20 protein-coding genes are annotated in these 25634 nt (G+C 70.4%); 10 read left to right on the forward strand and 10 right to left on the reverse strand.

Annotation, left to right across the window (positions count from 1 at the left end):
• Positions 1-154: 154 nt before the first annotated feature.
• The 6 genes from ITJ59_RS07750 to ITJ59_RS07775 form a co-directional block, all read right to left on the reverse strand.
• On the reverse strand, positions 155-1012 hold the full coding sequence (locus ITJ59_RS07750; RefSeq protein WP_194650536.1) for a hypothetical protein: 858 nt from the start codon (positions 1010-1012) through the stop codon (positions 155-157).
• Positions 1013-1222: 210 nt separating this feature from the next.
• Positions 1223-2482 carry a D-arabinono-1,4-lactone oxidase gene (locus ITJ59_RS19590; protein ID WP_194650537.1) on the reverse strand — a complete coding sequence of 420 codons (1260 nt, stop codon included), beginning with the start codon at positions 2480-2482 and terminating at the stop codon, positions 1223-1225.
• 10 nt (positions 2483-2492) lie between these two features.
• Positions 2493-4013 (reverse strand): L-arabinose isomerase, encoded by a 1521-nt coding sequence (araA, locus tag ITJ59_RS07760; RefSeq protein ID WP_194650538.1) that lies wholly within the window; start codon positions 4011-4013, stop codon positions 2493-2495.
• Positions 4010-4771 carry an L-ribulose-5-phosphate 4-epimerase gene (locus ITJ59_RS07765; RefSeq protein WP_194650539.1) on the reverse strand — a complete coding sequence of 254 codons (762 nt, stop codon included), beginning with the start codon at positions 4769-4771 and terminating at the stop codon, positions 4010-4012. The genes araA and ITJ59_RS07765 overlap by 4 nt, the downstream gene beginning before the upstream one ends.
• Entirely contained in the window at positions 4768-6498 is a 1731-nt protein-coding gene (locus ITJ59_RS07770) for a xylulokinase (RefSeq protein WP_194650540.1), read from the reverse strand. Before ITJ59_RS07770 ends, ITJ59_RS07765 begins: the two co-directional genes overlap by 4 nt.
• Positions 6499-7018: 520 nt before the next feature.
• Positions 7019-8032, reverse strand: coding sequence for a LacI family DNA-binding transcriptional regulator (locus tag ITJ59_RS07775; RefSeq protein ID WP_194650541.1), 1014 nt, complete (start codon positions 8030-8032; stop codon positions 7019-7021).
• Positions 8033-8204: 172 nt separating this feature from the next.
• Here ITJ59_RS07775 and ITJ59_RS07780 point away from each other — a divergent pair, with 172 nt between their 5' ends.
• The 4 genes from ITJ59_RS07780 to ITJ59_RS07795 all read left to right on the forward strand — a co-directional run bounded on the left by ITJ59_RS07780 (position 8205) and on the right by ITJ59_RS07795 (position 13505).
• Complete coding sequence (locus tag ITJ59_RS07780; RefSeq protein WP_194650542.1) at positions 8205-10202, forward strand: glycoside hydrolase family 127 protein; 1998 nt, start codon at positions 8205-8207, stop codon at positions 10200-10202.
• Positions 10203-10206: 4 nt separating this feature from the next.
• On the forward strand, positions 10207-11514 hold the full coding sequence (locus ITJ59_RS07785; RefSeq protein ID WP_194650543.1) for an ABC transporter substrate-binding protein: 1308 nt from the start codon (positions 10207-10209) through the stop codon (positions 11512-11514).
• 74 nt (positions 11515-11588) lie between these two features.
• Positions 11589-12548: a carbohydrate ABC transporter permease gene (locus ITJ59_RS07790; protein WP_194650544.1), complete on the forward strand. Its 960-nt coding sequence runs from the start codon at positions 11589-11591 to the stop codon at positions 12546-12548.
• Positions 12549-12551: 3 nt separating this feature from the next.
• Entirely contained in the window at positions 12552-13505 is a 954-nt protein-coding gene (locus ITJ59_RS07795; protein ID WP_123291928.1) for a carbohydrate ABC transporter permease, read from the forward strand.
• Between the two features lie 158 nt (positions 13506-13663).
• On the opposite strand, the gene ITJ59_RS07800 is transcribed toward ITJ59_RS07795, so the two are convergent.
• Positions 13664-14713: a substrate-binding domain-containing protein gene (locus ITJ59_RS07800; protein WP_194650545.1), complete on the reverse strand. Its 1050-nt coding sequence runs from the start codon at positions 14711-14713 to the stop codon at positions 13664-13666.
• A gap of 183 nt (positions 14714-14896) precedes the next feature.
• Here ITJ59_RS07800 and chvE point away from each other — a divergent pair, with 183 nt between their 5' ends.
• The 3 genes from chvE (at position 14897) to mmsB (ending at position 18848) form a co-directional block, all read left to right on the forward strand.
• Positions 14897-16027, forward strand: a complete 1131-nt coding sequence (chvE, locus tag ITJ59_RS07805; protein ID WP_194650546.1) for a multiple monosaccharide ABC transporter substrate-binding protein — start codon at positions 14897-14899, stop codon at positions 16025-16027.
• A 102-nt stretch (positions 16028-16129) separates the two neighbouring features.
• Entirely contained in the window at positions 16130-17680 is a 1551-nt protein-coding gene (gene mmsA, locus ITJ59_RS07810; protein ID WP_194650547.1) for a multiple monosaccharide ABC transporter ATP-binding protein, read from the forward strand.
• The gene (gene mmsB / locus ITJ59_RS07815) at positions 17667-18848 is read left to right on the forward strand and encodes a multiple monosaccharide ABC transporter permease (RefSeq protein WP_194650548.1); all 1182 of its coding nucleotides are present in this window, start codon (positions 17667-17669) and stop codon (positions 18846-18848) included. Before mmsA ends, mmsB begins: the two co-directional genes overlap by 14 nt.
• Before the next feature lie 90 nt (positions 18849-18938).
• On the opposite strand, the gene ITJ59_RS07820 is transcribed toward mmsB, so the two are convergent.
• A complete protein-coding gene (locus ITJ59_RS07820; RefSeq protein ID WP_323749446.1) occupies positions 18939-20273 on the reverse strand; it encodes an alpha-amylase family glycosyl hydrolase in 1335 nt (444 codons plus the stop codon).
• Positions 20274-20354: 81 nt separating this feature from the next.
• Between ITJ59_RS07820 and ITJ59_RS07825 the strand changes: the two genes are divergently transcribed.
• The 3 genes from ITJ59_RS07825 to ITJ59_RS07835 are packed head-to-tail and all read left to right on the forward strand — an operon-like array spanning position 20355 to position 22219.
• On the forward strand, positions 20355-20753 hold the full coding sequence (locus ITJ59_RS07825) for a DUF3253 domain-containing protein (protein WP_194650549.1): 399 nt from the start codon (positions 20355-20357) through the stop codon (positions 20751-20753).
• Positions 20754-20790: 37 nt separating this feature from the next.
• Positions 20791-21891, forward strand: coding sequence for an SDR family oxidoreductase (locus tag ITJ59_RS07830; protein ID WP_194650550.1), 1101 nt, complete (start codon positions 20791-20793; stop codon positions 21889-21891).
• 22 nt (positions 21892-21913) lie between these two features.
• Complete coding sequence (locus ITJ59_RS07835) at positions 21914-22219, forward strand: biopolymer transporter Tol (protein ID WP_194650551.1); 306 nt, start codon at positions 21914-21916, stop codon at positions 22217-22219.
• 93 nt (positions 22220-22312) lie between these two features.
• On the opposite strand, the gene ITJ59_RS07840 is transcribed toward ITJ59_RS07835, so the two are convergent.
• Positions 22313-24139, reverse strand: coding sequence for a glycoside hydrolase family 35 protein (locus ITJ59_RS07840; protein WP_194650552.1), 1827 nt, complete (start codon positions 24137-24139; stop codon positions 22313-22315).
• A gap of 70 nt (positions 24140-24209) precedes the next feature.
• On the reverse strand, positions 24210-25544 hold the full coding sequence (locus ITJ59_RS07845) for an ABC transporter substrate-binding protein (RefSeq protein ID WP_194650553.1): 1335 nt from the start codon (positions 25542-25544) through the stop codon (positions 24210-24212).
• Positions 25545-25634: the final 90 nt, after the last annotated feature.

Genomic DNA, 25634 nt, shown 5'->3' on the forward strand with positions numbered 1-25634 from the left:
ACCGGGTCACCGGGCGGCGTCCATACTGACACCGCGGCGGTCGCCCGTCCGAATCACACGTGCGACCGACGTCGCACGACGAAACAATCCAAGTCCCGTGCGACGTCCGTCTATTCCCGATGGATCTGCACCGAGTCCGCCCGAGGGGCGTCGGTCAGCGGTCGAACAGGCCCCCGAGGAAGTCGTTGCCCAGGTTCGAGGCCTGCTCGCCGAGGCCCGACGCCTGCTCACCGAGGCCGCCGAGGAGCTGCTCGCCCTCGCCCGCGATGCCCTCGAAGCCACCGCCGAGGTCGGCACCGAGGTCCGCCAGCCCGAGGTCACCGATGCCCGAGGCGATGCCGTCGAAGTCGACGCCGAGGTTCGCGGCCTCGGCGAGGACGGGCCCGGCAGCGGCGCTCAGGACCGCTCCCCCGGCGACCGCGACACCGATGCCGCCGAGTGCCATCGCCCCGGCGCCGACCGCGGCACCACCCGCGAAGGCGCCACCACGCCCGCGGCCGTTGCCGTTGCCGTTGCCGGTGCCGTTGCTCGAGCCGCCGAGGACACGGCGGATCAGGCCCGGACGGCGGACCTCGCCGCGGGTCATCGCGCGCGCCATGCCGCCGGCGGAGTCGTCGCGCAGGTGCTCGTGCGGCGGGAGTTCGGAGTTCAGGCGATTCCGCACCTGCTGGCGCTGCGCCGGGGTGAGGCGGGCGAAGGCGTCGTGGTGCACCTGCTCGAGCTGGTCCGGCGACGAGGTGCGGAGCAGGTAGTCGTACTTCGCCAGGGCGACCTTGTCGGAGTCGGCCGGGCCGTGCTGCTGCGGCTGCCCGTACTGCTGCTGCGGCCGCTGCTGCTGGCTCCGGTCGTCGCCCGTCAGCCGGTCCGCTGCACCGCGGACGACGTCACGCCAGTCGGTCCCGCCAGCGCGCTGCGCTCCGTTGCCGGGCGCACCGTCCCCCTGCCCACGCTTCTGGAGCTGCTTGTCGATGACCTTCGAGGCCATGCCGAGGATGCGGTTGAAGTTCGCCATCCCCCGACCTTTGTGGATGCACATGTGCGCTCCCAGCGACGAACCGGCGGGTCGCCCGCACATCCGATGGGCATCCCCTGTGAGCGTCACCGAGCCCGCGTCCGTGGCGCGACCGAGTGAGCAGAAGACGACGGGTGCCCGGGGACGGAACCGTCGTCTTCTGCTCACTCGACGCCCGCCAGGACCTCGCCGCGTCAGGACCTCGCCCCGTCAGGACAGGACGCGCGCCAGGTACGCGTTGCGGAATCGGCCCGTGGGGTCGACGTCGCGCGCGACCGCCGCGAAGTCCGACAGCCTCGGGTACGCCTCGTGCAGGCGCTCGACGCTCATGCCGGACACCTTGCCCCAGTGCGGCCGGGGGTCGAACGGCGCGAGCACCTCCTCGATCCGCGACACCGCGGCCGCCACGGCAGCGGCATCACGGCGGAACGTGAAGTGGAGGCCGACCGACTGCCGACCGGACGACGGCGCGAGCCAGGCCGTGTCGGACGCGATCGTGCGGACCTCGGCGGCGATGAGGATCGGCGCGAACACCGACTCGAGCGGCCGGAGCGCCTGCAGGGCCGCCACCGCTGACGCTGCCGGGATCAAGTACTCGGCCTGGATCTCGGCACCGGTCGACGGGGTGAACGAGGACCGGAAGTGCGGCAGCCGTTCGGCCCACGGCCCGGGCACACCGCCCTGCTCGGTCACGCCGGCAGGGTCGTTCTCCCCCGGGTGCACGGGGCCGTCGGCAGGACGCGCTCCGAGGTCGACCAGGTCGACGGTCGGTGCGGGTTCGTCCACGCGGTGCTTCACCCAGACCTGCCGGGCGCCGCGATCGTCGAACGACGTGAACATCGACACCGAGTAGGCGTCGGACATCACCTGCTCGAAGTGCGTGGCGACGGCGTCCCACGGCAGGTCGAGGTGCACCGTCGTCGCGACCTGGAACGTGGGCTCGATGGCGAGCTCCACCTCGGTGACGACCCCGAGCGCACCGATCGCGACCCGGTGGGCGTCGAGGGCACCGTCCGGCGAGGACGCGTCGACGTGCTCGAGCGCCCCGGAAGCGCGGACGACGTCGAGCCCGACCACCGCCTGCGCGAGCGACGGGTTGCGGACGCCGGAGCCGTGCGTGCCCGTGGCGACGGCACCGGCCGTGGAGATGTGCGGCAGGGACGCGAGGTTCCCGAGTGCCCAGCCACGGGCCTCCAGGCCGGCCGCGACCTGACTGTGTGTCAGGCCGGCGGCCACGCGCACCACGCGACGCGACGTGTCGATGTCGAGCACCGGAGGCAGGTCCTGCAGCGACACCTGGACGGCGTCCGTGTCGGCGATGGTGTTGAACGAGTGCCGCGAGCCGAGCGCCGTCAGGCGCGGGGTCGACGCGACGACCTGTTGCAGCGCCGCCACCGACGTCGGGCGCTCGAGCGACGTCGCCCGGTAGGTGACGTTGCCCGCCCAGTTGGTGCCCGTCGCCGAGGACACGGTCACGGCCTCAGAAGCCGCGGTCGAGACGGTGCCACGTCTGCTGGAGACGCAGCTCGTCGCGGAAACCGCGTGCGGTGGTGTGCTCGTCGATGACCAGGAACTCGGTGCCGACCATGGTCGCGAGGTCCTCGACGACCTGCAGGCCGACGGCCGTCGTCATCACCGTGTGGTGGGCGGCACCGGCGGTGAGCCAGGCCTCGGCGGCGACGGGGAACGACGGACGCGGCTCCCAGACGGCACGGCCGACCGGCAACTTCGGCAACGCCGAAGTCGGGGGCACCACGTCGACGACGTTCGCGGTGAGGCGGAAGCCGTCGCGGGTGTCGGAGAGGGCGACGACGACGGCCTCGCCGGAGTCGGCGGTGAAGACCAGGCGCACCGGGTCGTCCTTGCCGCCGATGCCGAGCGGGTGGATCTCCAGCGTCGGCTTCGTGGTGGTGAGCGTCGGCGAGACCTCGAGCATGTGCGCACCGAGGATCTTCTCGGCGCCGGGGGTGAGGTCGTAGGTGTAGTCCTCCATCAGGCTCGCACCACCCGGCAGGCCGGCGCCGGCGACGTTCATCGCACGGACCAGGACGGCCGTCTTCCAGTCGCCCTCGGCGCCGAAGCCGTAGCCGTCGGCCATCAGGCGCTGGACGGCCAGGCCGGGCAGCTGCTTGAGCGTGCCGAGGTCCTCGAAGTTGGTGGTGAAGGCGGCGGATCCGTTCTGCGCGAGCAGGGTGCGGAGGCCGATCTCGATCGCGGCACCGTCACGGAGGGACTGGTGACGGTCACCGCCGTCGCGTCGCAGCGACGGGTCCACGTCGTAGTCGCGCTCGTACGTCGCCACGAGTGCGTCGATCTCCTGGTCCGACGCAGCGGACACCGCGGCGGCCAGCTCGTTCACCGCCCAGGTGTTGACCTGCACGCCGAGCTCGATCTCCGCCTCGGTCTTGTCGCCCTCTGTGACGGCGACGTACCGCATGTTGTCGCCGAAGCGCGTCAACTTCAGCTCGCGGACGGCTGCGGCACCGGCCGCGGCACGGGTCCAGTTCGACACCCGCTGCTGGACGCGGGGGTCCGAGACGTGCCCGACCGCGGTGGCGTGCCGGACGCCGAGACGGGCGAGGGCGTAGCCGAACTCACGGTCGCCGTGCGCCGCCTGGTTGAGGTTCATGAAGTCGAAGTCGATGTCCGCCCACGGCAGGGTGACGTTCGCCTGCGTGTGCAGGTGCAGCAGCGGCTTCGTCAGCGCCTGCAGCCCGCCGATCCACATCTTCGCGGGGCTGAACGTGTGCATCCACGTCGTCACGCCGATGACCTTGTCGTCGGCGCTCGCCTCGATCAGGGCGCGGCGGATGCCGTCGGCGTCCTTCAACACGGGCTTCCAGACGAGCTTCACCGGCAGGTGCCCGGCGAGCTCCGCGTGGACGGCCCGGGACTGCTCCTCGACCTGGCGCAGGGTCTCCTCGCCGTACAGGCCCTGGGACCCGGTGAGGAACCAGACCTCGTAGCTGTCCAGGGTGGCCTGGGGGTTCACCTGCGTCATCGCATGGCTCCTTCGGGGTTCTGTCCGTAGACGTTCTGGTAGCGATCGAAGAGTCGATCGATGTCTGCTTGCGGGATCGGGACCACGTCCCCGCCCTGCTTCGCGATGTGCACCGTCCGCGCGACGTCCTCGCACATCACGGCGGCCTTCACGGCGTCCTTCGCGTCCTTGCCGATCGTGAAGACACCGTGGTTCTGCATGAGGACCGCGCGGCTGCGGTGGCCGGTCAGTGTCTCGACGATGCCGTGGCCGATCGAGTCGTCGCCGATGATCGCGAACGGCCCGACCGGGATCGGCCCGCCGAACTCGTCCGCCATCGCGGTGATCACGCACGGGATGGGTTCCGCTCGTGCGGCCCACGCCGTCGCGTAGGTCGAGTGGGTGTGCACGACACCGCCGACCTCGGGCATGTTCCGGTACACGTGGGCGTGCGCGGCGGTGTCGCTCGACGGGCCGTGGGCATTGCCCCAGCCGTCCGCCGGCACACCGTCGAGCGTGCAGACGACCTGGTTCTCGGGGGTCAGGTCGTCGCTCGAGACACCGCTCGGCTTGATGACGAACAGGTCCGTGCCGGGCACCCGCTCGGAGACGTTGCCGCCGGTCCAGATCACGAGGCCGTAGCGGACGAGTTCTCCGTGCAGGCGGGCGACGCGTTCGCGGGTCGCGGCGACGGCGTGCTGGGTGTCGGGGTCGTGCTGGGTCGCGTCCTGCTGGGTCGCGTCTTGCTGGGTCGCGTCCTGCTGGGTCGCGTCGGTCATCGGGTCACTTCCTGCTCTGCCGGGAGGCGCGGCTCGGCTCCCGCTGTCTCCTCGCCTCGGTCGGTGGTCGCGTCGGCGCCGGGGGCGGCTGCCGCACCGGTTCCGGTCGCGTCTGGTCGGGTCACCGCTGCCGCCACGGCCTGGACGGGCAGGGCAGCGCGGTACCGGCTGAGGTACGTCTGGAAGCCGTCGACGTCGGCCGGCTCGGGGTCGGCCACGTGCACGGCGTCCCCGCCGAACACGGTGTCGGTCAGGAAGTCGGCGAGCTGCTGGTCGGTGTGTTCGAGGTAGGCGGCCAGGACGGCGATGCCCCAGGCCCCGCCCTCACCAGCGGTCTCCTCGAGGGCGATCGGCACTCGCAGGGCTGCGGCGAGCAGTCGCTGCGGAGCACCCGGCGTGCGGAAGAGCCCGCCGTGCGCGGTCATCCGGTCGACCTGCACCTGTTCGCCGTGCAGGACGTCCATGCCGATCGCCAGGGTGGCGAACGCGCCGTGTACCTCGGAACGGACCAGGTTGCCCAGGGTGAAGCGGGCGTCGGGGGTCCGGAGCAGCAGGGGTCGACCGTCCTCGACGTGGGTGACGGGTTCACCGGCCAGGTAGTTGAACGAAAGCAGGCCGCCGGCGTCGGGGTCGGCCTGTTCGGCTTCGTCCAGGAGCACCCGGAACACGTCGTCCGTCGCCATCGGGCTGCCCGATGTCTGGGCGAAGCGTCCGAACACCTTCGCCCAACTCGCGATCTCGCTCGCACCGTTGTTGCAGTGCACCATCGCCACGGCGTCACCGGCCGGGGTGGTCACGACGTCGAGTTCTTCGTGCGGGGTGCTCAGCGGGTGCTCGAGGACCACCATCGCGAAGATGCTCGTGCCGACGCTGACGTTGCCGGTCCGTGGTGCCACGGCGTTCGTCGCGACCATGCCGGTGCCGGCGTCACCCTCGGGCGGGCACAGGGGTGCGCCGGGTTCGAGCGTTCCGGTGGGGTCGAGCCACGCGGCGCCTTCAGGCGTGAGGGCCCCCGCTTCCTCACCCGCGACGAGCACCTGCGGCAGGATCGCTCGGAGGTCAGGGACGTGCGCACCGAGCAGGTCCTGCGTCGTGGCGAGCATGGACCCGTCCCAGTCGCGCGAGCCGGGGTCGCCGGGGCCGCTGTCGACGGGGCCGCTCTCGATCGGGAACACACCAGAGGCGTCCCCGACCCCGAGCACGTTCCGCCCGGTCAGGCGCCGGTGCACGTAGCCCGCGAGGGTCGTGACGCCGGCGATCTCGGACACGTGCGGCTCGTCGTCGAGGACGGCCTGGTACAGGTGTGCGATCGACCAGCGGAGGGGGACGTTGAAGGAGAGCGCATCGCTCAGACGCTCGGCGGCGGGGCCGGTCGAGGTGTTGCGCCAGGTCCGGAACGGCACGAGCAGCTCGCCCGCGGCGTCGAACGCCAGGTAGCCGTGCATCATCGCGCTCACGCCGACCGCGCGGAAGGTGGTCGGGCGCACGCCGAACTGCGCCTCGACGTCGGCGACGAGCGCGGCGTACGCGGCGCGGAGTCCGGTCTCGACAGCCTCGAGCGAGTAGGTCCAGCGGCCGTCGACGAACTCGTTCTCCCACTCGTGGGAGCCGGCGGCGATGGGGACGAGGTCCTCGTCCACCAGGCACGCCTTGATGCGGGTGGAGCCGAGCTCGATCCCGAGTGTCGTGCGGCCGTTCGCGACCTGCTGGGTGGGGTCGTCGCCCATGCGTTCCTCCAGAACTCCGTCGTCCTCCGTGAGCGCTCACATCCTGGCACGTGAGCGCTCACTCTCGCAACGTCCGGGCGCGCCGTCCGCTCCGCGCCTGCCGCATGAGCGCCCCGCTCGCCCGCCGAGGTGCGCCGACGTTCCACACTCCCCGCCCGCGGTACGCCCAGGTTCTACAACTCGCCGCTTGCGTTGCGCCGAGGTTCCACAACTCGCCGCCCGCGGTACGCCGAGGTTCCACGAACGCCGCGCATCCGCGCCCAGATGCCGAAATCTTGGACCCCCGGGCGGCGAGGCAGCTCGGACCGGGAACTCCGGGCCGGGCACTCCGGGAGCGTTCTCGAGCGCGCCCGTCCAGCCCACCTCCGGCGATGGCGCGCCCACTCTCTTCCGCCGAGGTTCCACAACTCGCCGCCCGCGGTACGCCGAGGTTCCACGAACGCCTCGGATCCGCGCCCAGATGCCGAGATTTCGGAACCTCGGGGCGGGGAGCGCGGGCGGGGAGCGCGGGCGCGGCGCCCTACGCGCCGGCGGTGCTCTCGCGGATGACGAGGGACGGGGTCACCGTCGCCGAGGCCGCACCCCCGCCGTCGATCAGCCCGAGCAACGCCTGCCCCGCCACGCGCCCGAGCTCCTCGAGCCGCAGGTCCACGGTCGTCAGCGGCGGCCGGCAGGCCAGGGCCATCACGTCCCAGTCGTCGAATCCGGTGACCGCCACCTCGCCGGGGACCGAGCGCCCGAGCTCCCGCAGCCGATCGCACACGCCGCGGGCGATCTGGTCGCTGCCGCACACGATCGCGTCGACGTCGGGCGACTGCCGCGCGAGCACGTCGACGGCCTGGCGCCCCCACCGTTCCGACCACTCGCCGAACAGGGGCGGCGTGACCAGACGAGATCCGAGCACCGACGTCGCGCCGGACACGCGACGCACCGCCGACTGGTGGCGCTGCGGCCCGGTCACGATCGCGACCCGGGAGAGACCGAGCGTCAGCACGTGCGAGGCGACGATGGCAGACCCGGCGGAGTCGTCGAGCGTGATCGACACGTCCTCCGCCGAGGTCGACGGCGTGAACGCGTAGACAACGGGGATGGACACGTCGATCGGCGGCCGGGGATCAGCGGAGCGACCGGTCACGATGATGCCGTCGACCCCGCGGGCGGCGAGCGAACGGAGGTAGTGGGCCTCGCGGACGTGGTCGTCGCGGGTGTCGCACAGCAGGACGGCCATCTGCCCGGCAGACAGGGCGTCCTCGGCGCCGAGCAGCACCGGGATCGCGAACCGGCCGAACGAGTCGGTGGTGATCATGCCGACGGTGTAGGTCCGGCCGGAGGACAGTGCCCGGGCCCGGGCGTCGCCGACGAACCCGAGCTTCTCGGCGGCGTCCTTGACCCGTGCGCGCGTGGAGTCGCGGAGCTGCCCGGTGCCGTTGAGCGCCTTCGACGCCGTGCCGATCGACACCCCGGCGAGCGCGGCGACGTCGGTGATCCGGACGGGCTGCGTGCCGCGGTCGACACCGGTGCGCTCGAGGGTCACGGCAAGTTCCTTTCCGGATCGCGGGACGTGATGACGAGCATACGCAGAAAACCCAGCACTCCTCTTGCGCGGCGAAGACCAGTGTCGTAACGTCCACCGCAGAAACCGTTTTCCGAAACGCTGCACGAACGGCGGCACCGGGACGGTCCCCGTCACATCGCAAGGAGGCGACATGACCACCACGCTCGCGACCGACAGCCGTGCGCACACCGCGACCCCGGTCCTCCCGACCGCCGACGCGCACCTCACGCTCCGGCCCCTGCCGACGGGCGACGCCCGGATCACCGGCGGCTTCTGGGCACTCCGGCAGGAGCGCAACGGCCGTGACGCGGTCCGCGGCGGGTACGCCCTGCTCGAGACCGCCGGCAACTTCCGCAACCTGCGCATCGCCGCCGGGCTCGAGGAGGGTGAGGCCACCGGTCCGATCTTCATGGACTCGGACGTGACGAAGTGGCTCGAGGCGGTGGCGTGGGAGTACGGCCGCGCCCCGTCCGAGGACCTGCTCGAACTGCAGCGCGAGGTCACCGCCCTGTACGCCCAGGCGCAGGCCGACGACGGCTACCTCGACTCCGTGCAGCAGATCCGCGGCAAGGGCGAGCGGTACACGGACCTCAAGTGGAGCCACGAGATGTACTGCGCCGGGCACCTGTACCAGGCGGCCGTGGCGCAGCACCGCGCGACGGGCGACACCGGTCTGCTCGACGTCGCGGTCAAGAACGCCGACCACCTCGTCCGCACGTTCGGCGACGGCACCGCACCGGACGGCACGCCGAAGACCCGCGACGTCGACGGCCACCCCGTCGTCGAGATGGGCCTCGTCGAGCTGTACCGCGAGACCGGCAACCGCGACTACCTCGACCTGGCGCACTGGTTCGTCGACGCCCGCGGCACGGGCATCATCGAGCGCGCCGGCGGCGAGCCGACGTACTTCTCCGACCGGGTGCCGAGCCGGCAGGCCACGACCGTCGAGGGCCACGCCGTCCGCGCCGTGTACCTGGCAGCCGGCGCCGTCGACGTCGCGATCGAGACCGGCGACACCGAGCTGCTGGCCGCGAGCGAGCGCCAGTTCGCCGACATGATGGCGACGAAGGCGTTCATCACCGGCGGCCTCGGGGCGCGCTGGGACTGGGAGGCGTTCGGCGACCCCTACGAGCTGCCGACCGACCGCGGCTACGCCGAGACCTGCGCGGCGATCGGCGGTGTGCAGTGGGCGTGGCGCCTGCTGCTCGCCACCGGCAAGCCGGTCTACGCCGACGCGATCGAGCGCCTGCTGTACAACGCGTTCCTGGCCGGCGTGAGCCTGGCGGGCACCGAGTACTTCTACGTGAACCCCCTGCAGCAGCGGGACCACGCGCACCAAGACGAGAACCGCTCCCCCGCTCACGGGCGCCGCGGCTGGTTCGACTGCGCCTGCTGCCCGCCGAACATCATGCGCACGTTCGCGAGCCTGGACGGCTACCTGGCGACCGCGACCGACGGCGGCCTGCAGATCCACCAGTACGCGACCGCGGACCTCGGCCCGGTGTCGGTCGAGACGGGCTACCCGCACGACGGCCACGTGGTCGTCACGGTCACCGAGGACGGCCTGCTCGCCCTCGGCCTGCGGATCCCGGTCTGGTCGGACGCGACGACGGTGCAGGGACCGGATGGGGCCGCGCACCCGGAGCCGGGCACGCTGCACGTCATCGACCGGCACTGGACCGCCGGGGACACCGTCGAGCTCGCCTTCGACACGACGCCGCACCGGTACGTCGCGGACTCCCGCATCGACGCCGCCCGCGGCCAGGTCGCCATCGAGCGCGGCCCCCTCGTGTACGCGGTGGAGCAGGCGGACCAGCAGGGCTTCACGGTCGACGACCTGACGGTCGACGCCGCCGCCCCGATCACCGAGGAACGCCGCGACGACGTCCTCGACGGCATCGTCACGCTGCGCGTGCCCGGACACGCCCCTGCCGCACACGAGCAGGCAGCGTGGCCGTACCAGCGGCTGGACGCGACCCGACCGGGAGGCGCGGATCACGCCGTGAGCGCGACCAGCGTCGACGACGCGGCCGGCTCGCAGGTCGCCACCACGGACCTCCCGGCCGTCACCGCGACAGCGGTTCCCTACTACGCCTGGGCGAACCGCGGGGCTGCGCCGATGCGCGTGTGGCTCCCGCTGGCGCGGTGACGTGATGGACCGCAGAGCGTTCCTGGTCGGCGGCGTCGCCGGCGGGGCGGCCCTCGCCCTGGCGGGGTGCTCCGGCACCCTGCCGAAGGTGGACGCGAAGGTGGCGAGCTTCGGGAAGGACGCGACCGGCACCGTGCACGTGTGGTGCCGGTCCGCGACCCAGGCCGGACTGACCTCGGCCGTGGCCGGGTTCAACAAGGCGAACCCGAAGCTGCAGGTCGAGCTGACCCCGGTGCCGGACGGTCAGTACGTGACGAAGCTCGCGACCGCGATCCGGGGCGGTGAGCCGCCGGACGTCGTGGACATCGACGACATCAACTCGCAGCTGTTCATCTTCCGCGAGGCGTTCGCCGACCTGACCGACGTCGTCAAGGGCCTCGACTACTTCGACGCGATCTCACCGGGACACCTGCGGCTGCTCGAGTACCGCGACCGGTACTACGGGCTGCCCTACCTGGCGGACAACTCGCAGCTGTTCGTCAACACCGAGCTGTTCGACCGGGCCGGGCTCGACGTCGAGGACTCCACGAAGGACCTCTCCACGCTGCTCGACGCGGCGAAGGCCATCCGGAAGCTCGACGACGACGTCTACGGGTGGTCGATCTCCGGCAACGCCGCCGGCATCATCGGCTTCGTCACGCAGCCGCACGTGTGGGCGACGGGCGTCGACATGATGTCCGGCGAGGTCGGCAAGCAGACGGCGAACATCACCGGCAACGAAGCCTTGGAACGGATGCTCGAGTTCTACCGGCAGCTCTGGAAGGACGGCGCGCTGTCGAAGGCGACCTACTCGGACGCCGGCACGACGTGGGGCGCGGACTTCCGGGCCGGCAAGGTCGGGATCTTCCCGACCTCGTACGGCGCCACGGTGCCGGCCGCCACCAAGGCGATGCGGGCGAAGATGCAGACGGTGCTCATCCCGTCGTGGGACGGCCAGCGGTCGTTCTTCGACGGCGGCGACAACATGTGCATCCCGAACGGCGCGGCGAACCCGTCCGGCGGCTGGGCGTTCATGCAGTACGCGAACGGCCTGCAGCAACAGCAGGCACTGCCCGACGGCGGGTACTTCCCCACCCGTTCCGACGCCGCGACACCCGAGTACCGGAAGCGGTTCCCGTTGGCGTTCGGCCCGCTCGACGCCATCGACAAGGGCTACGCGCCGCAAACCCTGGCGTACAACCTGCTCGTCAACCAGCCGTCGTCGCCGTACTTCGCGATGTTCCGCGAGGCGGTGTTCGGCTCGGGCACCGCTGCCGCCATGAAGACGGCGCAGGCGGACTACACCCGCATCCTCGATCAGGTCCAGGCCTGACCGTCGCTCGTCCGCCTGTTCGTTCGCTCGCTCGTTCGTTGCCCGCAGTTCGACAAGCACAGAGAGGTGCAGACATGACCACCATCTCCAACCGACGGACCGGCGCCGGCCGACCCACCGTCGGCCGCGACGCCGGCCGCCCGGGCCGCTCGGGGCCGTCCCGCGGGTCGCTCACGCACCCGCCGCGCGCCGGCGCCGTGCTCGTCACCCCGGCGATCGTCTTCGTCGCGGTGTTCGTCCTCGCGCCGCTCGTGTTCGCGCTCTACATCTCGTTCACGAACTGGCCCCTGATCGGCCCGTACCGGTTCATCGGGCTGCAGAACTACCTGACGCTGTTCCAGGACCCGACGTTCGTGCACGCCATCGGGTACACGCTGCTGTACACCGCGATCGTGACGGTGCCGATCCTGGTGCTCGGCTACTTCCTGGCGGTGCTCATCCGGGCACGGCGACGGGGCAGCACCCTGCTGCGGACGGTGTTCTTCCTGCCGTACGTCGTCGGCCTGACCACGCTGTCGTTCATGCTCGTGCTCGAGGCGCAGCCGAACTCCGGAGCCGTGAACATGGTGCTCCGCTGGCTCGGCATCACCGACGGCAGCACCGCCTGGCTCGTCAACGGCCCCCTCGCCACGCTGCTCATCTGCGTGCTCGTGGTCTGGGCGGTGTCCGGCCTGACGATGGTGCTCCTGATGTCGGCCATGCAGGGCATCCCCGACGAGGTGTACGAGTCCGCCCAGCTCGAAGGCGCGTCCTGGTGGCAGACCGAACGGCTCATCACCCTGCCGATGATCCGCTCGACCATCGCCCTCAGCGCCATCATCTCGGTGATCGGTTCGCTGCTCGCGTTCAACCAGTTCTACATCCTGACCCAGGGCGGGCCGGGGACCGAGACCACGACGATCGTCAACGCGATCTACAACCGTGGCTTCGTCAACCTGCAGCTCGGCGCCGCGACCGCCGAGTCGATCGCCCTGGTCGTCGTCATCGCCGCCGTCACGGTGTTCCAGTTCTGGGCACTGCGAGAGAAGGACTGAGCCATGAGCACCACGACCTCCCGTGCCGGCCTCGCGGCGCCGGACCTGTCCACCCGTACGCTGACCACAACTGGTGACGGACGCCGTCGACGCCACCACCAGGGCAGCGTCCGGCACCCCCGCGACACCGCCGTCAAGCGCACCCTGTACGTGATCGCCGGCGTCGGGTCGGTGCTCGTCTTCGGTGTCCCGCTGCTGTGGTCGATCCTGCGGGCGTTCCAGTCCGAGGCCGTCATCACGCAGGCCGCCGACCCCGCGACCTTCTTCCAGCTCGGCTGGCAGAACTTCGCGGCGGTGTTCAGCTCGTCGTCGCACCTGCTGACCGGCGTGTTCAACTCGTTGATCGTGTCGATCGCCACCGCGGTGCTGACCGCCGTGATCGCGACGATGGCCGGGTACGGGTTCGCCCGCTTCCGGTTCCGCGGGTCGGGCATCGTCTTCGGCCTGGTGCTGCTGACGATGATGGTGCCGTTCCAGGCGATCCTCACCCCGCTGTACCTCGAGATGAACGCCATGAAGCTCACGAACTCGCTGCTCGGGCTCGTGCTGTTCTACACGACGGTGAACCTGCCGTTCGGGGTGTTCGTGATGCGGAACGCGTTCGAGTCGATCCCGACCGAGCTCGAGGACTCGGCGTTCGTCGACGGGGCGTCCCGCTTCCGGGTCGTCGTGTCCGTGCTCCGCCCGCTCCTGCTGCCCGGCGCCGCGACCGCCGCGCTGTACGCGTTCCTGGCGTCGTGGACGGAGTTCCTCGGGGCGCTGACGTTCCTGACGAAGGACTCGCTCTACACGCTGCCGGTGGCGCTGCTCAACCTGCAGACCGGGGCGTACGGGCAGGTGTCGTACGGCAACCTCGTCGCCGGGTCGGTGGTGGCGATGATCCCGTGCATCGCGCTCTACGTCGGGCTGCAGCGGTTCTACGTCGCGGGCCTGTCGTCGGGCGCGCTGAAGGGCTGACGGTCGGGTCAGCCCTTCAGGCCGCGCCTGCCCCGCACCGTGCGAGGGTCCGCTCCGGTGCGAGGTTCCGTACTCCGTGCCAGGCCCGGTGGCTCGCACGGAGCACGGAACCTCGCACCGTTCGACACCACCCCTCGCACCGTGCGAGGTCCGCCGAGCTAGGCGCTCCGCCGCACCACGAGCTCGGGGGCCAGCAGCGTCTCGTCGCGGGGCTCCCCCTCGACCAGGGCCCGCACGGTGTCGAGCACCCGCTCCCCCATGGCCCGGAAGTCCTGCCGCACGGTGGTCAGCGGCGGCGTGAAGTGCGCGGCCTCTGGCACGTCGTCGAACCCGACCACCGCGATGTCGTCGGGCACGCGCAGCCCCTCGTCGGCGAAGGCGTGCAGCACCCCGAGCGCCATCTGGTCGTTGCCGGCGAACACCGCATCGACGACCGTCACGTCGATGTGCCGTGCAGCCGCGAACCCGCTCGCCGGGGTCCAGTCGCCCTCGAGCACGACGGGTTCGAGACCCGCCTGCTGCATGATCCGCACGTAGGTGGCCCGGCGGACCTCGGACTCCTGCGAGACGTGCGGCCCCGCGATGTGCACGATCCGGCGGTGTCCGTGGTCGAACAGGTGCTGCATGACGAGTTCGGTCCCCGCGGCCTGGTCGATCGCGACCGCGGCGACGGTCGGCGCCACCGGGGTCCGGACCGCGTCGCGCTGCACGGCGTTCGACACGACCACGGGCACGGTGACCGGCACGGTGAGCGACGCGAGGGCGTCGAGCACCCGGTTGTCCGCGGCGACGAGCACGATCGCCGCGACGTCCTGCGCGAGCAGTGTCGTGAGCGCGCCGGTCAGGTCCGTCGGCGTCGGGTCCTCTGGCAGGGTGGAGAGCAACACGTGGTAGCCGGCTGACCGCGCCGCACGTTCGAAGCCGATCGCGGTGCTCGACGGACCGTACAGGGCGTCGCCCGCGGTGATGATGCCGAGCGCACGGCTGCGGCCCCCGGCGAGCGCCCGGGCGGCGGCGCGAGGACGGTACCCGAGCTCGACGACGGCGTCGGTGACCTGGGTGCGGAAGGCGTCCCGCACGGTCGGGTCGCCGTTGATCACGCGGGAGACGGTCTGGTGCGAGACGCCCGCGCGTTCGGCGACGTCGAAGATCGTCGGCGCCTTCCGGCGTTTGCCGCCCGTGCCCTCTGGGGCGGTCGTGGTCGTCACGTGGCCAACCGTACCGCGCAGTCCGGTCCGCGCGACAAGATCGCGAAACGGTCACGACGAGTTGACACCCCGTAACGGAATCCCCCATTATGTGAGCGCTCACTTCGAGCAACATCCCTCGGGGCACAGCAGCCCCGGCACCCGAGCGCGTCGATGTCGACGCGCAGGAACAGAGGTACTTCGATGATGAAGCGCAAGATCGTCGCGGGCGTCGCAGCCCTCGGCATCGCCATCGCCCTTGCCGGTTGCTCGGCCGGCGGCCGTGCGTCCACCGACGGCGGCGGCAGCAGCTCCGACAACAAGGGCGCACTCGTCGGCGTCGCGATGCCGACCAAGGTCTCCGAACGCTGGATCAAGGACGGCAACGCCGTCAAGAGCGACCTCGAGAAGGCCGGTTACAAGGTCGACCTCGAGTACGGCGACAACAAGGTCCAGCAGCAGGCCCAGCAGGTCAGCAACATGATCACGAAGGGCGCGAAGGTCCTGATCATCGCGTCGATCGACGGTGGCGCGCTCTCCGACCAGCTCGACGCCGCCGCCAAGGCCGGCATCAAGGTGATCTCCTACGACCGCCTGCTGACGGGCAACAAGAACGTCGACTACTACGTGTCGTTCGACAACGAGAAGGTCGGCGTCGACCAGGCCACCAGCCTGCTCACCGGCCTCGGCGTCCTGGACGACAAGGGCGAGAAGACCGGCAAGAAGGGCCCGTTCAACATCGAGGTCTTCGCCGGCTCGCTCGACGACAACAACGCGGGCTTCTTCTTCAACGGCGCCATGAAGACCCTCAAGCCGTACCTCGAGGACGGCACGCTGAAGATCCAGTCCGGGCAGGACTCGCTGTCCCAGGCCGCCACGCAGCAGTGGGACCCGGCGACCGCCAAGGCCCGCATGCAGAACCTGGTCGCCAAGTCCTACTCGGGCGGCACCACGCTGGACGGCGTGCTCTCGCCGTACGACGGCATCTCGATCGGCATCATCTCGGCGCTGCAGGGCGCCGGTTACGGCACCAGTGACCGTCCGCTCCCGATCGTGACGGGTCAGGACGCTGAGGCCGCCTCGGTCAAGTCGATCATCGCCGGTCAGCAGTACTCGACCATCTACAAGGACACGCGCAAGCTCGCGAAGCAGTCGGTCACCATGGCCGAGGACCTGCTCAGCGGCGACAAGCCCGAGGTCAACGACACGAAGAGCTACGACAACAAGGTCAAGGTCGTCCCGACCTTCCTGTTCCAGCCGACGGTCGTCACCAAGGACAACTACAAGGAAGTCCTCGTCGACTCCGGCTACTACACCGAAGCCGACCTGAAGTAGTCGCAACCCACCTGTCGGACAGGAGGCACGGGTCGACCCCGCCCCGTGCCTCCCGTCCGCCCCATCCGCGCGCCACGGCGCGCACTACGGAAGGCGGTCGACGTGACGGACACGATCCTCGAGATGCGTGACATCACCAAGACGTTCCCCGGTGTGAAGGCCCTGCAGGGCGTCTCGATCGAGGTCGAGCGCGGCCAGGTCCACGCGATCTGCGGCGAGAACGGCGCCGGCAAGTCGACCCTCATGAAGGTGCTGTCGGGCGTCTACCCGCACGGTTCCTTCGAGGGCGAGATCCTGCTCGACGGCGCACCCGTCTCGTTCGCGAACATCAACGACTCCGAGGCCGCTGGCGTCGTCATCATCCACCAGGAGCTCGCGCTGAGCCCGTTCCTGTCGATCGCCGAGAACATCTTCCTCGGCAACGAGCGGTCCAAGGGCGGCTTCATCGACTGGAACAAGACGAACCTGGCGGCTGCCGAGCTCCTGCAGCGCGTCGGCCTCAAGGACAACCCGGTCACGAAGATCGTGGACATCGGTGTCGGGAAGCAGCAGCTCGTCGAGATCGCGAAGGCGCTCTCGAAGGAGGTCAAGCTCCTCATCCTCGACGAGCCCACCGCGGCCCTGAACGACGACGACTCCGCGCACCTGCTCGAGCTCATCCGCTCGCTGCAGGCCGAGGGCATGACGGCGATCATCATCAGCCACAAGCTCAACGAGATCAAGGCGATTGCGGACAACGTCACGATCATCCGCGACGGCAAGACCATCGAGACGCTCGACATGCACGCCGACGACGTGTCCGAGGACCGCATCATCCGCGGCATGGTCGGCCGCGACCTGTCGAACCGGTACCCCGAGCACGAGCCGCAGATCGGCGAGGAGCTCCTGCGGATCGAGGACTGGACGGTCCACCACCCGCTCGACGGCTCGCGCGAGATCATCCACCAGGTCGACCTGAACGTGCGTGCCGGTGAGATCGTCGGCATCGCCGGGCTCATGGGTGCCGGGCGGACCGAACTCGCGATGAGCGTCTTCGGCCGGTCGTACGGATCCGGGATCAGCGGGACCGTCTACAAGCGCGGCACCCCGATCAAGACGCACACGGTGTCGCAGGCGATCGACCACGGCATCGCGTACGTCACCGAGGACCGCAAGCGCTACGGCCTGAACCTGATCGACGACATCAAGCGGAACATCTCCGGGTCGGCGCTCGGCAAGCTCGCGAACTGGGGCTTCGTCAACGCGTCCGAGGAGACCACCGTCGCCGGGCAGTTCCTGAAGAACCTCAACATCAAGGCACCGAACGTCGACGTCGTCACCGGGAAGCTCTCCGGCGGCAACCAGCAGAAGGTCGTCCTGTCGAAGTGGATGTACACCGATCCGGACGTGCTCATCCTCGACGAGCCGACCCGCGGCATCGACGTCGGTGCGAAGTACGAGATCTACACGATCATCAACAGCCTCGCGGACCAGGGCAAGGGGGTCATCGTGATCTCCTCGGAGCTCCCGGAGCTCCTCGGCATCTGCGACCGCATCTACACGCTCTCCGAGGGCACGATCACCGCTGACGTGCCCCGCTCCGAGGCCACGCCAGAGGTCCTCATGCAGTACATGACCCAGGAACGGGAGACCCCTGTCAATGAACGCGCTTAAGTCCGCCGCCGGCTACCTCACCGGGCAGCTCCGTCAGATCGGCCTGTTCATCGCGCTGATCGTCATCGTCATCTTCTTCCAGGTGACGACCAGCGGCATCACGCTGGCCCCGATCAACGTCTCGAACCTGATCGTCCAGAACAGCTACATCCTGATCCTCGCCATCGGCATGGTGATGGTCATCATCGCCGGGCACATCGACCTGTCCGTCGGGTCGGTCGTCGCCTTCACCGGCGCCATGGCCGGCGTGATGATCACGCAGTGGCACGTCCCGTGGCCGATCGCCGTCGTGCTCTGCCTGGTCGTCGGCGCGCTCGTCGGCGCCTGGCAGGGCTTCTGGATCGCCTACTTCGGGATCCCGGCGTTCATCGTCACCCTGGCCGGCATGCTCGCCTTCCGCGGTGCGGCCCAGATCGTGCTGCACAACCAGCAGATCTCGCCGTTCCCGGACGGGTTCCGTGCCCTCGGCTCCGGCTTCCTGCCCTCGTTCGGCACCACCGGGTACGAGCCGCTCACGATGATCCTCGGCTTCGCCGCCGCGGCCGTCATGGCGGTCACCGCGTTCCGCGGCCGCGCCACGCGTCGCAAGTACCAGCTCGAGAGCGAGCCGTTCGCCTGGTTCATCGTGAAGCTCGTGTTCGGCGTCGTGCTGGTCGTCTACGTGGCCCTGCTGCTGGCCAGCTACAACGGCACCCCGATCGTGCTCGTCATCCTCGGCGCGCTCGTGGTGATCTACTCGGTCGTCATGCGGAGTGCGGTGTTCGGCCGCCACGTCTACGCCATCGGTGGCAACGCCCTGGCCGCGCAGCTGTCCGGCGTGAAGACCAAGCGGGTCACGTTCATGCTGTTCGTCAACATGGGCGTCATCTCGGCCCTGGCCGGCGTGGTCTTCACCGGTCAGCTCAACCTGGCGGCACCCGGTGCGGGCAACGGCTTCGAGCTCGACGCGATCGCCGCGGTGTTCATCGGTGGTGCAGCGGTCACGGGCGGCATCGGCACCGTGCCGGGAGCCATCGTCGGTGGTCTCATCATCGGGCTGCTCAACAACGGCATGTCGATCCTCGGCGTCGGCACCGAGTACCAGTCCCTCATCAAGGGCCTCGTGCTGCTCGCCGCCGTCGCGTTCGACGTGTTCAACAAGCGTCGGGCGGCGTCCGCGCGCAAGTAGGGGCGTCCTTCCGGGGTCGCCCCGGCCCCTGCCCCCGCGAAAGCGACAGAGTGCTGCGGAACATCCGCGCACTTCTGTCGCTTTCTCGGTTCAGCGGGACAGGACTGCCCACCCCTGGGCCGGGAGGCGCAGGGTTCCGTCCCGCAGGTCCGCACCGCCCGCCTCGACCTGCGCCGCATCCCCCGCGGGGACCTCGACGGGGTCGGCCGACAGGTTCAGGGCGGTCACGACCGCCGCGTCGGACGTCGCGGTCCGCAGGACGATCGCGGTGTTGGTCACGTGGACGACGTCGGTGTGCGCCAGGTGCAACCACGGGTTGCGTCGGCGCAGGGCGATGAGCGCCTCGTACGCGTGGGTCAGGTCGCCCGCCGCCGGTGGTGTCGGCGGGAACTCCGGTCGGACCGCGTCGTCGCCGCCCTCGCGTTCCTCCTTGACGGCGGTCCAGCCGTACTCGTCGCCCGCGTAGACGATCGGTGTCCCCGCGACCGTGAACAGCACCGCGGCCGCGTGCCCGGCGAACTGCTCGCCCACCGCACTCGCGATGCGGGTCACGTCGTGGTTGCCGATGAAGGTCGTCGGCGCGAAGGTCCCGAGCAGGGCGTCGTGCCTCTCGATCGCGTGCGCCGTCTCGTGGCCGTTGCCGTCCGCGATGCCGTGCCAGATGCCCTGCCACAGCTCGTACTGCGTCAGCGAGTCCATCGTCGACTCCCGCGCGATCGTCGCCGCGTCGCCGTGGATGACCTCGCCGCTGAACCACGCGTCCGGGAACCGCTCGCGCACCCGCAGCAGCACCCGCGCCCAGAACGCCGGCGGGACCGCGTAGGCCGCGTCGAGTCGCCAGCCGTCGACCCCCCGCTCCAGCCAGCGCGTCATCACCTGCACGACCAGGTCCTCGGTCGCTCGGCTGTCGTGGTCGAGCGCGACGAGGATGTCGTGCCCCTCGAACAGCCCGACCGGCACCGGCTGCCCCGGCGTCCACCCCGACCAGTCGATCGCGAACAGCTCCGCCGCCGCGTCCGGCCCCTGTTCCTCGAGCGCCCGGAACGCCGGGTGCTCGCGGCCGACGTGGTTGAAGACGCCGTCGAGCAGCACTCGGATCCCCCGCTCGTGCGCAGCGGTCACCAGGCGGTCGAAGTCGTCGTCGTCGCCGAGGCGCGGGTCGATGCGGAAGTGGTCCACCGTGTCGTAGCCGTGCGTGGAACTCGCGAACACCGGTCCGAGCAGCAGGCCGTTCAGGCCGAGGTCCACGACGTGGTCCAGCCAGGGCTCGATGCGGCCGAGGCGGTGCTCGACGACGCGCTCGTCGACCGGCGTGCCGGGGCGGACGTCCGCACCGACGAACCCGAGCGGGTACACGTGCCACCACATGACGTGCGGGACCCAGGCGGGCTCGGGCGGACGGGACGGTGCGGTGTCGGTGCTCACCGCTCCGATGCTGCCAGCCGCGCCTGTGCTGGGCGCTCCCGTGCTGGGAACGGACAGGGACGGCAGGACGAGGATGTGGGCATGGGACGTGCGATCAGGACGGAAGCGGACGCTGCTGCGTCGGAGTCGGCGAACGCGGAACGGACCTGCGCCGGGTGCGGCCGCCGGATGCCGTCGTCTGCCGCGCCCGAGGCGAAGTGGTGCTCCGCCGCCTGCCGTCGGCACGGAGTCGACGCCACGGACCTGGCGCTCGAGCAGCGCATCGACGAGCTGCTCGCCGCGCGGGCACGGACCTCGAGCATCTGCCCGTCCGAGGTCGCCCGGTCGCTCGATCCCGACGACTGGCGGCCGCTCATGGAACCCGCCCGGCGAGCCGCTCGACGGATGACGGCCCGTGGCGAGGTCGAGATCACACAGGGCGGCGCCGTGGTCGACCCGTCGACCGCCAAGGGCCCGATCCGCATCCGCCGCCCGCGGTGAGGGAACACCTGCCGTGCAACGTCGGTTGGGCACAGGGATGACTGCAACCGGATCGACCGAACCGACCCCTGTCCAGCCCCGAGCCCTCGTCGTGGGAGCGAGCGGCATCACCGGGTCCGCCCTGGTGAACCACCTGCTCGAACTCGGGTGGGACGTGACCGCGCTGTCCCGCCGACCGCTCTCCCAGCAGGACGTCCGGACCGTCGCCGCCGACCTCCGCGACCCCGACAGCCTCGGCGCCGCCCTGGCCGACGAACGCCCCACGCACGTGTTCTTCACCGCATGGCAGCGCCAGGAGACCGAGGCGGAGAACATCCGCGTGAACGGCGGGATGGTGCGTGACCTGCTCGCAGCACTCGCGCACGCACCGCTGGCGCACGTCGCACTGGTGACCGGGCTGAAGCACTACCTCGGCCCGTTCGAGGCTTACGCAGCGGGCGAGATGCCGGACACGCCGTTCCACGAAGAAGAGCCCCGGCTCGACACCCCGAACTTCTACTACGCGCAAGAGGACGAGCTCTTCGCCGCTGCCGAGCGCCAGGGGTTCACGTGGTCCGTGCACCGCTCGCACACCGTGATCGGACACGCCGTCGGGAACGCGATGAACATGGGGCTGACGATCGCCGTGCAGGCCACGCTGGCGAAGGAACTCGACCTGGACTTCGTGTTCCCGGGCAGCGAGGCGCAGTGGAACGGCCTGACCGACATGACCGAAGCGGGGATCCTCGCCGAGCAGATGGTCTGGGCGGCGACCGCACCGGAGGGCGCCGACGAGGCCTTCAACATCGTGAACGGCGACGTCTTCCGCTGGCGCTGGATGTGGCCGCGCCTGGCCGCGCACCTCGGCGTCGACCCCGCACGCGTGGTCGGCTACCAGGACGAGCCGCGTCCGCTCGAGCAGCAGATGGCGCCGTACGAGTCCGAGTGGGCCGGCATCGCCGAGCGACACGGTCTGGTCGAGGCGGACATCACGCGCCTCGCCTCGTGGTGGCACACCGACGCCGACCTCGGTCGCGCGATGGAGGTCGTCACCGACATGGGGAAGAGCCGCGAGGCCGGGTTCACCGCGTTCCGTCGGACCGAGCGGGCTTTCGCCGACCTGTTCGCGCGCTACCGGGCCGACCGGCTCATCCCCTGAGTCGTCGGAGCAGACTCGGACCATGACTGCCGAACCCGACGACCACTTCTTCGTCGTCAACGGGCGACGATGGCGCCGGACTGACCCCGTGCTCGCCGAGGACGTCGCGGCGGCGCTCCGGAGCCACCTCGGCCGCGGGCGGAACGCCGTCAAGCAGGCCAAGGGCGCGGGCGACGACGAGGCGCTGGCCGCGGCCCGGCACCGGAACGGCCTGGCGAAGCACGGGCTCGGCGAACGGGGCCCGGAGTGGTGGACGCGTCCCGAGGCCGACCGGATCGCCGATGCCGAGCAGGCCCTCGCCGACCTGGACGCTCTCGACCGCGACTGATCCTTCCCATGACGTCTGCGTTGGAAAGCGGAATCGGGCATACTTGGTCGGAAGTTCCGACCAGGTATGCCCGATTCGACCAGGTACGCGCGGCTACCCCTCGGTGTGGCCCAACGACGGCTCGAGGAGCAGGCGGGCCGTGCGGGACGCAGCGGCGTGCAGCTCGAGGACGACGAGGTCGTTCCGCCCCTGCCGCAGGACCGGACCGGGGATCGCCAGGGTCTGCTGCGGGCCGCGCGACCAGTACCGACCGAGGCAGAACCCGTTGACCCAGGCGACACCCTTGCGGAAGCCGTCGAGCGCCAGGTAGCGGTCGTCCACCGCGTCGAGGTCGAACGACCCCGCGGCGAACGTGGGCCCGGCGAGCACGTCGCCGTCGGTCGGGTCCACGGCGGACAGCGCCTCGAGGGCGGACGGTGCGATCGGGTCGAGCGCCAACGGTGCCGCGGTCCAGCGCGACAGCGGGACACCGTCGACGGCGACCCTGCCGATCAGGCCCTTCGGTTCGCCGATGCGGACGCCGTAGTCGACCCGTCCTTGGTCCTCGACGAGCAGTTCGAGCGTGCCGGTCACCGGCGGCAGGGCGATGGCACGGTCGTGGTGCTCGCGCTCCAGGACGCCGACGACGACACCGTCGACGGAGACGACCGCGCGGTCGCGGACCTCTTCGCCGATGGTCAGCACACCGCCGGTGGGCAGGTCGACCTCGGTCCGGTACAGCACGAAGCCGCTGGCTGCACCGAGGGCGTCGAACGTCGGCGGCTCGTCGTGCGCCGACCACGTCGTGAGCGTGCGCAGCAGGGAGCGGAGCGACGCGACGCGGTCGAGACGGACGGCGAGGTCCGTGGCGGGGATGACCCGGGCCTCCCGGTCGCCCGAATGGTCATACGATTCAAGGCGACCCGACCCACCCGGCTCCATCGACGCCGGCAGCGGCGCCACGGGCGCGTAGCGCTCGATGACCGCGCGGAAGGCGTGGAACTTCGGGGTGGGCCGTCCGGCCTCGTCGAGCGGCGCGTCGTAGTCGTACGACGTCGCGATCGGTCGGTACACGCCCTTGTCGTTCGCGCCGTTCGTGAAGCCGAAGTTCGTGCCGCCGTGGAACATGTAGATGTTCACCGAGCCGCCGGCGGCGAGCAGGACGTCGAGGTCCGATGCCGAGGCAGCCGCCGGTGTGGTGTGGTGGTGCTCGCCCCAGCTGTCGAACCAGCCGTCCCAGAACTCGGAGCACATCAGGGGGCCGGTGGGCTGGGCCTGGCGGAGCCGCTCGAGGCGCGCGGCGGACCGCGAGCCGAACGAGCCGGTCTTGTGCAGCGAGGGCAGCGAACCGTCCTCGAGCATGGTGCCCATCGGCTGGTCGACGCTCGTGAAGGGGACGGTGAGCCCGATCGCCCGGTGCATCTGCTCGAGCTTCTGCAGGTACACGGGGTCGGAGCCGTACGCGCCGTACTCGTTCTCGACCTGCACGAGCACGATCGGGCCGCCCTGGTCGATCTGCCGCGGGACCAGCACCGGCGCCAACGCCCGCAAGTACGAGGAGACTGCTGCGAGGAACCCCGGCTCGTCGCGGCGGACCCCGACGGTGCCGTCGGCGAAGAGCCAGTACGGCAGGCCGCCGTTGGTCCACTCCGCGCAGATGTAGGGGCCGGGTCGGACGATGGCGTGCATGCCCTCGGCGGCGACCAGGTCGAGGAACCGGCCGAGGTCGAGCCCGCCGGTCAGGTCGAAGACGCCGGGCGACGGCGCGTGCGCGTTCCAGGCGACGTAGGTCTCGATGGTGTTGAGGCCCATCAGCTTCGCCTTGCGGATCCGGTCGGCCCACAGGTCGGGGTGCACGCGGAAGTAGTGGATCGCGCCGGACAGCACCCGGTGCGGCTCGCCGTCGAGCAGGAAGTCGGTGTCGCCGATGGCGAATCGCATGAGATGACTCTTTCAGACAGCGGGGTCGTGCGGACGGTGTCCGCACGACCCCGGAGAGTTGGTGCCGGTGCTACTTGGTCGAGACCGTGAAGCCCTGGTCCTTGCCGTACTTGGCGAGCGCCTTCTGCCAGGCCTCGAGGCCGGCGTCGAGCGAGGTGCCGTTCTCGTACGCCTGACCGACGGTGTCGGCGTAGACGCTGTTCGCGTACACCTGGTACGGCAGGTAGGTGAAGTCGTTGTCCGAGGACTTCGACGCGTCGACGAGCACCTTGTTGATCTGCTGGCCACCGAAGTAGGACGGCTTCTCGTCGAGGAAGGCCGTCGAGTCGAGGTCGGCGGTCGTCGAGGGGAACCCACCGGACTTCATGAAGACACCGGTCGACTCCTTGGACGAGTTCAGCCACTTCAGGAAGCCAGCGGCCAGGGCCGGGTTCTTCGACTGCTTCATGACGACCTCGGCGCTGCCGCCGTTGTTCGCGGTCTGGGCGGTGCCACCGTCGTAGGTCGGCATCGGGGCGACGCGCCAGTCACCCGAGGCCTGGGCGACGCCGGACTCCAGGTTGCCGGGCATCCAGGCGCCGGTGATCATCGTGGCGATCTCGCCGTTGCCGAGCTGCTTGTACCAGTCGTCGGTCCAGCCGACCGTCTTCGACAGCAGGCCCTGCTCGACGAGCTCGTTCCAGGTGCTCGTCCACTTCTTGCTGCCGGCGTCCTGCAGGTTGATCGTGACCTTGTCGCCGTCGGTGGTGAACGGGGTGCCACCGGCCTGGGCGATCATGCTCGTGGTGAAGCCGGCGTCGCCGGAGTCGGCCGCGATGTACGCGTTCGGGTCGGCCTTGTGCAGCTTCTTCGCGGCGGCGACGTACTCGTCCCACGTCTTCGGCACGGCGATGTCGTGCTTGTCGAAGACCGTCTTGTTGTAGAACAGCGCCATGGGGCCGGAGTCCTGCGGCAGGCCGTAGACCTTGTCGTCGATCGACACCGAGCTCCAGGTGCTCTTCGCGAACTTGTCCTCGAGCGAGTCGAAGCCGTAGCCGGACAGGTCGAGGAGCGAGTCGGACAGGGCGAACTGCGGCAGCGCGAAGTACTCGACCTGGGCGACGTCGGGGGCGCCCGAGCCGGCCTTCACGGTGTTCTGCAGCTTGGTGTACTGGTCGGCGCCGGTGCCGGCGTTGACGAGCTTGACCTTCACCTTGGGGTACTGCTTCTCGAACGCGGCGACCTGGGCCTTGGCGGACGGGGTCCAGGACCAGTAGGTCAGGGTGCCACCGTCCTTCAAGGCCTTGGTGATGTCGTCGGACGAACCACCGGAGGACGATCCGCCGGACGCGCAGGCGGCGAGGGCGATCGCGGCGGTGACGCCGATGGCGAGGGCGCTGAGCCCACGCCGGACACGCTTGTTCATGGGGGTGCCTTTCACTTCTTCGTGGAGAGGGGGTAGTGCTGCTGTGTGCCGGGCCGGCAGGCACGTGGCGGGGTCGCCCCGGGCCTCCCG

Origin of the sequence: Curtobacterium sp. VKM Ac-1393 (genome assembly GCF_015350995.1) — a bacterium.
Taxonomy (GTDB): domain Bacteria; phylum Actinomycetota; class Actinomycetes; order Actinomycetales; family Microbacteriaceae; genus Curtobacterium.

Bases quoted from the DNA above. Each gene is read 5' to 3' on its own strand.
- ITJ59_RS07750 (WP_194650536.1), bottom strand. From the start codon at position 1,012: ATGGCGAACTTCAACCGCATCCTCGGCATGGCCTCGAAGGTCATCGAC.
- araA (WP_194650538.1), bottom strand. From the start codon at position 4,013: ATGACGCAGGTGAACCCCCAGGCCACCCTGGACAGCTACGAGGTCTGG.
- ITJ59_RS07765 (WP_194650539.1), bottom strand. From the start codon at position 4,771: ATGACCGACGCGACCCAGCAGGACGCGACCCAGCAAGACGCGACCCAG.
- ITJ59_RS07770 (WP_194650540.1), bottom strand. From the start codon at position 6,498: ATGGGCGACGACCCCACCCAGCAGGTCGCGAACGGCCGCACGACACTC.
- ITJ59_RS07780 (WP_194650542.1), top strand. From the start codon at position 8,205: ATGACCACCACGCTCGCGACCGACAGCCGTGCGCACACCGCGACCCCG.
- ITJ59_RS07785 (WP_194650543.1), top strand. From the start codon at position 10,207: ATGGACCGCAGAGCGTTCCTGGTCGGCGGCGTCGCCGGCGGGGCGGCC.
- ITJ59_RS07790 (WP_194650544.1), top strand. From the start codon at position 11,589: ATGACCACCATCTCCAACCGACGGACCGGCGCCGGCCGACCCACCGTC.
- ITJ59_RS07795 (WP_123291928.1), top strand. From the start codon at position 12,552: ATGAGCACCACGACCTCCCGTGCCGGCCTCGCGGCGCCGGACCTGTCC.
- chvE (WP_194650546.1), top strand. From the start codon at position 14,897: ATGATGAAGCGCAAGATCGTCGCGGGCGTCGCAGCCCTCGGCATCGCC.
- mmsB (WP_194650548.1), top strand. From the start codon at position 17,667: ATGAACGCGCTTAAGTCCGCCGCCGGCTACCTCACCGGGCAGCTCCGT.
- ITJ59_RS07825 (WP_194650549.1), top strand. From the start codon at position 20,355: ATGGGACGTGCGATCAGGACGGAAGCGGACGCTGCTGCGTCGGAGTCG.
- ITJ59_RS07830 (WP_194650550.1), top strand. From the start codon at position 20,791: ATGACTGCAACCGGATCGACCGAACCGACCCCTGTCCAGCCCCGAGCC.
- ITJ59_RS07835 (WP_194650551.1), top strand. From the start codon at position 21,914: ATGACTGCCGAACCCGACGACCACTTCTTCGTCGTCAACGGGCGACGA.
- ITJ59_RS07840 (WP_194650552.1), bottom strand. From the start codon at position 24,139: ATGCGATTCGCCATCGGCGACACCGACTTCCTGCTCGACGGCGAGCCG.
- ITJ59_RS07845 (WP_194650553.1), bottom strand. From the start codon at position 25,544: ATGAACAAGCGTGTCCGGCGTGGGCTCAGCGCCCTCGCCATCGGCGTC.